9 protein-coding genes and 4 tRNA genes are annotated in these 9,204 nt (G+C 28.4%); all 13 read right to left on the bottom strand.

The annotated features are described in order from the left end of the window. Positions 1-43 precede the first annotated feature (43 nt). Positions 44-670: a transcription termination/antitermination protein NusG gene (nusG, locus tag RI76_RS00955; protein ID WP_017192258.1), complete on the bottom strand. Its 627-nt coding sequence runs from the start codon at positions 668-670 to the stop codon at positions 44-46. 51 nt (positions 671-721) lie between these two features. Beyond that, positions 722-1,111: a hypothetical protein gene (locus tag RI76_RS00950; RefSeq protein ID WP_017192257.1), complete on the bottom strand. Its 390-nt coding sequence runs from the start codon at positions 1,109-1,111 to the stop codon at positions 722-724. A 27-nt stretch (positions 1,112-1,138) separates the two neighbouring features. After that, positions 1,139-1,282, bottom strand: coding sequence for a 50S ribosomal protein L33 (gene rpmG / locus RI76_RS00945; protein WP_017192256.1), 144 nt, complete (start codon positions 1,280-1,282; stop codon positions 1,139-1,141). 107 nt (positions 1,283-1,389) lie between these two features. Beyond that, complete coding sequence (gene rlmB / locus RI76_RS00940; protein WP_017192255.1) at positions 1,390-2,088, bottom strand: 23S rRNA (guanosine(2251)-2'-O)-methyltransferase RlmB; 699 nt, start codon at positions 2,086-2,088, stop codon at positions 1,390-1,392. A 37-nt stretch (positions 2,089-2,125) separates the two neighbouring features. Further along, complete coding sequence (locus RI76_RS00935) at positions 2,126-4,540, bottom strand: HAD-IC family P-type ATPase (RefSeq protein ID WP_017192254.1); 2,415 nt, start codon at positions 4,538-4,540, stop codon at positions 2,126-2,128. Positions 4,541-4,601: 61 nt separating this feature from the next. Next, on the bottom strand, positions 4,602-5,918 hold the full coding sequence (cysS, locus tag RI76_RS00930) for a cysteine--tRNA ligase (protein WP_017192253.1): 1,317 nt from the start codon (positions 5,916-5,918) through the stop codon (positions 4,602-4,604). Positions 5,919-6,000: 82 nt separating this feature from the next. Beyond that, on the bottom strand, positions 6,001-7,344 hold the full coding sequence (gene gltX / locus RI76_RS00925; RefSeq protein WP_017192252.1) for a glutamate--tRNA ligase: 1,344 nt from the start codon (positions 7,342-7,344) through the stop codon (positions 6,001-6,003). A gap of 122 nt (positions 7,345-7,466) precedes the next feature. Next, the gene (gene rpsI / locus RI76_RS00920) at positions 7,467-7,859 is read right to left on the bottom strand and encodes a 30S ribosomal protein S9 (RefSeq protein WP_017192251.1); all 393 of its coding nucleotides are present in this window, start codon (positions 7,857-7,859) and stop codon (positions 7,467-7,469) included. A gap of 5 nt (positions 7,860-7,864) precedes the next feature. Continuing rightward, the gene (rplM, locus tag RI76_RS00915) at positions 7,865-8,338 is read right to left on the bottom strand and encodes a 50S ribosomal protein L13 (protein ID WP_017192250.1); all 474 of its coding nucleotides are present in this window, start codon (positions 8,336-8,338) and stop codon (positions 7,865-7,867) included. A 245-nt stretch (positions 8,339-8,583) separates the two neighbouring features. Continuing rightward, positions 8,584-8,658: transfer RNA gene (locus tag RI76_RS00910), tRNA-Gly, on the bottom strand. 11 nt (positions 8,659-8,669) lie between these two features. After that, positions 8,670-8,746, bottom strand: a tRNA-Pro gene (locus RI76_RS00905). Positions 8,747-8,774: 28 nt separating this feature from the next. Then, positions 8,775-8,851, bottom strand: a tRNA-Arg gene (locus RI76_RS00900). 52 nt (positions 8,852-8,903) lie between these two features. Continuing rightward, a tRNA-Glu gene (locus tag RI76_RS00895) sits at positions 8,904-8,979 on the bottom strand. Positions 8,980-9,204 lie beyond the last annotated feature (225 nt).

Below are 9,204 nucleotides of genomic sequence, written 5' to 3'. Positions count from 1 at the left end.
ATATTTACATCATTAACAAAGACACTAATTCAAAAAACAGTCATTAAAGGATTTCTTTAAAAGAATCAAAAGAAATTTCGATAGGAGTAGCTCTTCCGAATAAATCAATTTCAACAATAATTTTATCTTGATTATGATCTACAAAAGATACTTTACCAGTTTGACCAGCAAAAGAACCGTTAGTGATTTCTACCTGTTTACTAATTAAATAATCATAATTAGGCCTAGTGATGATCCCCATTTTTAATAAAATAGGTCTTATTTCATTATCGCTCAAAGGAACGGGTTTAGAACCGCCTCCTCTAATAGAACCTAAAAAACCAGTTACTTTCGGAATGTTTCTTACCACAAACCAAGAATGATCAGTCACAACCATTTTAACAAACACATAACCAGAATAGATTTTTTTCTCTCTTATTTGCTTAGTGCCGTCGGTTTTAGTTTTATAATAAGTCTCTTTCGGACAAATAGCGTCTAAAATTAAACTAGAAATACCAACGCCGCTATCAGCAATTCTTAATAAATCTTCTTTAACAGAATTTTCATAACCTGAATAAGTTTGAATGATATACCATTTAGCTTCATTATCGTTGTTTTTTTTGCTGTGTTGCTTTTCTTGCGTTTTATTATTAACAACTTTATCTATTTCTTTTTCTTTTGTATCTATCATATTCAAACACCCTAAATTAATATAATTTATTTTCTATTAAATATTATAATCTTATTTATTTTGAAAATACCCACTATATTTAGAAATATAGTCTTTATAAAGCGTTTCAAAGATTGTATTCATTGTTACTAAAATCAAGATAAAAATTAAAACCTGTATAATTTGGAAAAAAATTTGCGTACTTGTCGGTAAGCTAACCGCTTTCATGCCTTTCATAGTTTTTCTCATCAAGAAAACAACACTTAATAAGAAAATCGCTAGAGCAGTACCAAATAAGACTTTATATAATGATTTTTCTTGATCTTGTTTCATAAAATCGCCAAAAAAGCCCATAAATACCATAGTCACAACGATCAAAAAAACATTGATCAAACTGTATTCTTGTTTGATTATTTTAAACAAAGGATTTGCGTGTTTTTCTTCTTTATTTTTATACGACATAAAAACTCCTCTAATTTAATATTTGATTTATCTAGATTCTTCATGTAAAACGTGTTGTTTACAGTGAGGACAATATTTCTTCAAAGTCAAACGATTACTTCTATTATGAGCATCAGTATGATAATTACGATTTAAACATACAACACATATTAAAATATTTTTTTTAGTCATTTTTCAGAATCCTTCTTTTTTCAAAAGATAAAAAATAAATTTAAGTAAATCAAAATATATCCTCTTTATTTTAACATATTTTTTGAAAATTAACGAAATATATTATTTTATTTCATTTGTAAACCGAACATAATCACAGCCGCAGCTACACTAACGTTTAAAGAATTGATTTTTCCACTCATAGGAATCCGTACTAAGTAGTCGCAATTTTTCTTCAATAAGAGTCTAACCCCGATGCCTTCATTACCCAAAATAATAGCAAAAGATTCGTTTTGAGGAATTTCTTTAAACACCAATTCTGCTTTCATATCGGTTCCAATTACCTTAATAGCGTATTTTTGCAATTGTAAAATAGTGTGGTGTAAATTATTAACTAAAAAAATATTAACGTATTCTAAAGCTCCACTAGAGGTTTTAGCCACTGTTCCGTTTAAAAGAACTTGGTGTTTTTTACCTATAATAACGCCGTCAAAATTAGCAGCTTCCACGCTTCTTAAAATGGCTCCTAAATTGTGAGGATCATGTATTTCGTCTAAAATTAAAAATTTTTGTTTTTTATCGGTCGATAAATAATCAACTAAATTTTTATAAGTATAATCTTGGACTTCAGCAACAACTCCTTGGTGTTGAATGCTTTGCGCTTTTTCGTTTAATTGGTGTTTATTTAACATCTCATATGTCAGATTATGGTTTTTTAAATGGTTTAAAAACGCTTTGTCAGTCATTTTTGCATCAATGTATATCTTATAAATGGGTCGTTTAGCGTTAATAGCTTCTTTGATGATATTTTTTCCATAAATAATCATGGTTTTAATTCTTTCCTTGAAATTACGTTGATAAGCATTATTTATTAAACAATTTCTGTTTAAAAGCAGTTAATTGTTTAATAAATATCATGCCTAAAACCAAAATAATATTGATAATAGCTAAAAATATAAAAGCTGTTAAATGCTCATATATTTTATCAGTAATATTGAACAATGCTTGTTTGAATTCTCTTTTTCTGAAGAAAGTCCAATATCCAAAGAGTAAAAAACCTAAAACCATAACGTGAAATAATAATGTTTTCCATTTATTAAAAGGAAGACAGTTCTTAAAAAACAAGAAACAGAAATTAAAGGAAGTGATTAACATTAACAAGACTGAAACATTATCATGCCTATTCGTCTGATCGTCCCATTTCAAATGCAATAAGTAAATATAATTAAAAGCAATTAAAGAAGCGAAGAAAAAAGCGTTTTTTAAAATGTTGCTTAAAAAATTTTTATTCAAAGGTTTATCGTTAGGTTCTAAAGATAAAAAGAAAGACGGGGTTCCGATGAAAAAGATATCAATTAAATTCCATTTTAAAGGATCAAAAGGAAAAATTATACCATCCATTGAAGAGTAATAATTGTGGAAAATAGTAATGACTGCTAATAAAAAAGATAAAATAGATTTTACTAAAAATAAAACTGAGTTTTTTTCTAAATTATTAATTACTCTTCTACCTTCAGAAACAACTTGCGGTAAAGAACTAAAGTTAGAATCAATTAAAACTAAATTAGCTACATTTTGAGCTGCTGGGCTACCAGAAGCCATAGCAATCGACATATCTGACTCTTTAAAAGCTAAAATATCATTAACACCATCGCCAATCATCGCGACTTTTTTATTATCTTGTTTCAAAGTTTTAATTAAAATTTGTTTTTGTTCTGGCGTTGCTCGCCCAAAAACATCGTATTTATGAGCTATTTTAATTATTTCTTTTTCGCTTAGACCAGCTAAATTTATAGCTTGTTTTTTACTTTCAATAATGCCTATTCTTTGGGCGATATAAGAAATAGTAGAAGGATTATCACCAGAAATGATTTTCATTTGAATGCCTAAATTTTTAAAATAAGTCACAGTATCAAAAGCATCTGCTTTAATTTTATCTTCTAACATAATTAAGGAAACGGCTTGATATTCAGTATTATGATCAATTTTTTCTATACTTTCATTAGTTTGAGCTAATAATAACACTCTATAACCCATTTTAGCGTGTTTTTCGACATCTTTTTCGATTGTAGCAAACTTTTTTTTGAAAATAATTTCCGGAGCTCCTAAAAGAAAAGTGCCTTCTTGCTCAAATTCTACGGCGCTATATTTTCTTAAACTAGAGAAAAACTCAATCTTTTTGATTTTATGATTCCCTTTAGGAGAGTCCTCATTATTTACAAATTCATAATGTAGAGCTTTTTGCGTTGGGTTATCATCCGGAAAAGAGCTAATAATACTAATCATTAAATCTTCAGAAACGTTTTTAGCTTCCGGATAAGAATAAACTTCTTTGACTTCCATAGTTCCATCAGTAATAGTACCAGTTTTATCTAAACATAAAATATCTACTTGGGTTAACACCTCAATCCCGAATAAATCTTTCATATAAGCGTTCTTTTTCGCTAAATTAACGAAACCAACCGCTAAAGACAGGCTAGTCAATAAGAATAAACCTGAAGGCATCATTCCTATCATAAAACCACTTAAACCTAAAAGGAATTCTGATTCAGCGCGAATGTGAGATTCGTAAGAAAAATAAAAAATAAAAGTAGTAGGGATTAATAAAATCATTATCACCATGACTAAATTAGCGAAATTTTGCATTAAAGGGGTTTTGATGTTTTTATATTTTTTTGCTTCATGGGTTAATTTAGAAATATACATCTCATTGCCCACAGCCGTAATTTCCGCACAAGCACGTCCAGAAACAACATAACTACCGGAATATAAAAAATCGCCTTTACTTTTGAAAACAGATTTAGATTCTCCTGTTAAAAAAGATTCGTTTACTTCTAAAGCGCCTTCAACGATTTTAGCATCTGCTACAATCTGAGCCCCTAATTCTAAAAATAAAAGGTCTTTAACTACTACTTCATTCATAGAAGCTGACTTTAAAACACTATCGCGCACTACATAAGTATCATTAGACATTAACAAAGAAATCTTATCTAAAACTCTTTTAGCCTTAATTTCTTGGACAATACCTAAAGATAAATTTAAACAATTAACTAATAAAAACAATAATTGATCATATCTTTTAATCGAAATAATAATAATAAACAGGATTAAAACTAATAAATTCAACAAAGTGAAAACATTAGAAACAATAATATCTTTCACACTTTTACTATTCTTATCTTTTTTAAGATTTTTTTTTCTTTCTTGTAGTTGTTTTTCTGCTTCTGCTTGCGGAAGCCCTGTCAGGTTAAAAAATTTGTTATCAGTTTTTTTATTCATAATCATAACCTACCGTTTTTGATATCGACTTTATCATGTTTTTGGAAAAAAGATGTTTTTTTCAAATAAAACTTTTTTCTTCTAAAAGTTTTCTTAAAAGGTCTGCTTGTTTAAAATCTTTGTTTTGTCTCGCTTGAAGCCATTTTTGATAAAGAGTTACATCTTGGGGAGTAATATTTTTTAAAGGTAAAGAAATACCTAAATGTTGAAACAAATATAATAAAGTGTTTTGTAATTCGGACATTTCGGTTAAAACATAAGTTTTATTCAATTCTTTGATAATTTGATCTATGAGTGTGACCACATTAGGAGTATCAAAATCATTTTGCATCAACTGATGAAATTGTTGTAAATAAGCTAATTTTTTACTAGAAGTCTTTGTATGATTCATTTTTAATTGAAAATTGTTTTTATTTAAAGTATAAACTATTTTATGATATTTAGTTTGTATAGGTAAAAGCAATTCATAACTAAAATTAATAGGTTGTAAGTAATGATGTGATAAAAAAAAGAATTTAATCACGTTAGCTTCAAAATCTTTTAACACATCTTTCGCTAAAACAACGTTATTTAAGGATTTACTCATTTTTTGTTTTTGGTAATCCACCCGTCCTATATGAACGAAAAAATTAGTTAAAGGTTTTGTTTGACTAGCTAAAAACTGAGCTTGTTCATTTTCATGATGAGGAAATTTCAAATCATTGCCACCGCCGTGAATATCAATAGTAGTTTTAAAAATATCTTTAATCATGACAACACATTCGGTATGCCAACCAGGTCGGCCTAAGCACCAAGGACTTTCGTATTGAACACCTGTGTCGGTTTTTTTCCATAAAATAAAATCTTCAACATTTTCTTTTTGAGGATCTAACTCTTTACGAGTATTTTTTTTCAATTTAGTTAAATCTTGTTTACTTAAACTACCGTAATTATCAATTAAATTAACACGAAAATAAACGCCTTTGTTAGTTAGATAAGCATAGCCTTTTTGAATTAAATCTTGGATAAAAATGATAATAGACTTGATATAATTGGTTACCAAAGGAAATTTATCAATAGTATCAATATCTAGTTTTTTTAATAAAGTAAAAAAAGCTTGAATATAATGTTTAGAAATTTGGGCTTCTGTGGCGTCGTTAGCTAAAGCGGTTTGAATTATTTTATCATCTACATCCGTAATATTAACGACTAATTTAACATTAAAATCTAATAAAGTGAAATATCTTTTCATCATATCAAAAAAAATTAAAGGTTTAATATTGCCGATATGAAGGTGATCATAAACAGTTGGACCACAAACATAAATATTAACTTCATTTTCATTTAAAAGGGTAAAATTTTCTTTTTTTTGGGTTAATGAATTATAAATTTTCAACATGATATTCCTTTTACTTTTTAAAATAAGATATTTGTTAATTAATGATTGTTTTTTTTATCAGATAATTTTTTAACTTAATAAATCAATTCTTTTCAGATAAGAGGCTTAAAATAGTTTGGATATTTTTTAAAACAGTTTCTTTCCCTAATAATTCTAAATAAATAGGTAAATGTGGGCCATTCATTTGTAAAGTAGATGCTATACGAATTAAAATAAATAAATGTTTACCTTTTAAAGGGGATTGTTGTTCTAAGCTAGCGATACTGTCTTTGATGTTAACAGAATCAAAATTTTCTAACTTATATAATATATTATATATAATTTGCACCAAGTTAAAACCTTTATTTTCTTTAATAAAGATTAAAAATTCTTCTTTAACTTCTTTCGGTTCTACAAAAAATCTTTGGTATAAGTGTACTATTTCTGCTAGATAACTAATTCTACTTTGAAATAAAGACACTATTTTGGTTAATTTCTCCTGAGAAATAACAATCTTGGCTTGGTTAAAAAAAACGGCTGTTCGAGAAACTAAATCCACAAGAGTCATTTTTTTCAAATATTGGCTATTAATGAAGGATAATTTGAGTACATCAAAAATAGCGGGCGCTTTAATAAAGCGTGTTTTATCAAATAAAGACACCATTTCTTCTAAAGAAAAAATAGTTTTATTGCTTTTAGGGGCGAAACCTAAGAGAAACAAGAAATTAAATAAAGCTTCTGGAACATAACCTAAAGACATGTATTTTTCAATAAATTGAATTACATTCTTATCTCTTTTACTGAGTTTCTTTTTCTGTTCGTTTAAAATTAAAGAAATATGGGCAAAAGTAGGTATTTCCCACCCAAATGCTTGATAAATCATCATTTGTTTCGGAGTATTGGTAATATGTTCTTCGCCGCGGAAAATATGAGAAATCGCCATTAAATGGTCATCTATCACTACAGCATAATTATAAGTCGGATAACCATTTTCTTTCATAATGATCCAGTCTTCAATTTCTTTGCTATCGAAAGATAAAGAACCTCGAATTAAATCTTTAAACTCATATTTGGTTTCAGCAGGAACTTTAAAACGTACTACATATTTAGAATTATCATTTTGATATTCTTTGTAAGCCAATTTTTTATCTAACAATATTTGGGTATACTTTTGATAAAACGTTAATCTTTCGGATTGTCTATAAGGCCCTAAAGGACCTCCGATATCAGGCCCTTCGTTCCATTTGATACCTAACCAATTTAACTGTTCTAATTGTTTTTTTTCACTTTCAGCGACGTTTCTCGCTAAATCAGTATCTTCAATTCTAATAATTAATTCACCTTGATAACGCGTAGAGAATAAATAGTTAAATAAAGCAGTTCTGGCGTTACCGATATGTAAAAAACCGGTCGGACTTGGGGCGTAACGCACTCTTATTTTTTGCATCTACTTTCTCCTTCTAATAAACTCATTATATAATAAATTATTTTAATAAAGTTTTTTAAAATTAAAAAAGAGCCTTTTTTAAAAGGCTCCTCATGCTTGTAAAAATATTATTAAGAAATAAATTAACGTTTGGAAAATTGAGGCGCACGACGAGCTTTTTTTAAACCGTATTTTTTACGCTCAACACAACGTGAATCTCTAGTCAATAAACTAGCTTTTTTTAAAATAACTCTTAAATTAGGTTCGACTTCTAATAAAGATCTAGCAATGCCTAAACGGATCGCTCCACTTTGGGAAGTTATTCCGCCGCCGTGAACATTCGCAACCACATCATATTTTTCTAAAGTATTAGTTAAATTTAAGGGTTTTAACGTTTCTAAACGAGTTTCTTGAGAAGGGACATAATTAGCAAAATCTCTTTTATTAATTTTAATTTGTCCTGTGCCAGAAGTTAAAATAACTCTCGCTACAGAACTTTTACGTCTGCCTGTTCCAAAATATTGATTTTTCTTCATTTTCATTATACCTCTAACGCTTTAGGTTTTTGTGATTCGTGCCTATGCGATTCGTTAGCATAAACAAATAATTTTTTACGCATTTGGCGTCCAAGTTTAGTATGCGGTAACATGCCGAAAACAGCTTTCTCAATGATTAAAGTAGGAGTTTTTTTCAACATATCAGAAACCATTACTTTAGTTAAACCACCTGGATAACCTGAATGTCTGTAATAGGTTTTTTGTTCCCATTTTTTACCTGTTAAATGGATTTTAGAAGCATTGATAACTGCTACATAATCGCCATTATCCATATGAGGAGTATAATGAGTTTTACCTTTGCCTTTTAAAACAGAAGCTACTTTAGTTGCTAAACGTCCTAAAGTTTTTCCTTCAGCGTCTACTATATACCATTTTCTTGTCACCATTTGATCGTTAACGCTAATAGTTTTATTGTTTAATTTTAATTCTTTTTTTTGTTCTACGTTTGTGTTATTCATGAATAATAATATTGCTCCTAGAAAAATTTTATATTTTAAAATTTTTTTATCCAAATTTTAAAATTGCGAAAAATGATTAAATGTACTTATTAATTATAATACATTGCTGTTAAAATGTCAACTTGCTTTGTAAAAAAAATCAAATAAAAACAAAAAAATAATATTAATACAAAAGACAATAATTTCTTAAAAACATCAAAAAATAATTAATTTTATTTTTTTGTTTTTATTGGAATAAATCGATGTGGAGCGAATGATGGGAATCGAACCCACATCTCTAGCTTGGAAGGCTAGGGTAATAGCCATTATACGACATTCGCCTTTGTTTTAATGGTCGGGAAGACAGGATTTGAACCCGCGACCTCCTGGTCCCAAACCAGGCGCTCTACCAAGCTAAGCTACTTCCCGCTTCAAAATTGTATATTTAAAATTAAAATGGCACACTCAAGAGGACTCGAACCCCTAACCTTCTGATCCGTAGTCAGATGCTCTATCCAATTGAGCTATGAGTGCCTATATCAATTATTGAGCTATGAGTTGCTTTTTTAAGTGTTTTTTTTAAAATTGGTGACCCGTACGGGATTCGAACCCGTGAATGCATGCGTGAAAGGCATGTGAGTTAACCGTTTCTCCAACGGGCCATATTTGCATAATTTAAATCTTAAAAAATAGTGCGAAATAAAATAGTAAAAATAAGTTTTATTAACAAGAAATATTAATAGGATATTTTTAAATTAATTTCTTCTCAAAATGAATTAATTAATTTAAAATAACTTTTAATTTTCAACCGTTTAAGATTTTAACAATATTTTTTAATAAAGTCAATCTTTTTTATTAATTTTTTTTAAAAAAAAAGAAAACAAACA

This window comes from Milkweed yellows phytoplasma str. MW1, assembly GCF_000309485.1.
GTDB lineage: Bacteria > Bacillota_I > Bacilli_A > Acholeplasmatales > Acholeplasmataceae > Phytoplasma.
The sequence above is the reverse complement of the archived record's forward strand: the minus strand, read 5'-3'. Positions and strand labels throughout refer to the sequence as shown.

Coding starts and splice junctions, on each gene's coding strand:
- nusG (WP_017192258.1), bottom strand. CDS start 670: ATGATAGATACAAAAGAAAAAGAAATAGATAAAGTTGTTAATAATAAA.
- RI76_RS00950 (WP_017192257.1), bottom strand. CDS start 1,111: ATGTCGTATAAAAATAAAGAAGAAAAACACGCAAATCCTTTGTTTAAA.
- rpmG (WP_017192256.1), bottom strand. CDS start 1,282: ATGACTAAAAAAAATATTTTAATATGTGTTGTATGTTTAAATCGTAAT.
- rlmB (WP_017192255.1), bottom strand. CDS start 2,088: ATGATTATTTATGGAAAAAATATCATCAAAGAAGCTATTAACGCTAAA.
- RI76_RS00935 (WP_017192254.1), bottom strand. CDS start 4,540: ATGAATAAAAAAACTGATAACAAATTTTTTAACCTGACAGGGCTTCCG.
- cysS (WP_017192253.1), bottom strand. CDS start 5,918: ATGTTGAAAATTTATAATTCATTAACCCAAAAAAAAGAAAATTTTACC.
- gltX (WP_017192252.1), bottom strand. CDS start 7,344: ATGCAAAAAATAAGAGTGCGTTACGCCCCAAGTCCGACCGGTTTTTTA.
- rpsI (WP_017192251.1), bottom strand. CDS start 7,859: ATGAAGAAAAATCAATATTTTGGAACAGGCAGACGTAAAAGTTCTGTA.
- rplM (WP_017192250.1), bottom strand. CDS start 8,338: ATGAATAACACAAACGTAGAACAAAAAAAAGAATTAAAATTAAACAAT.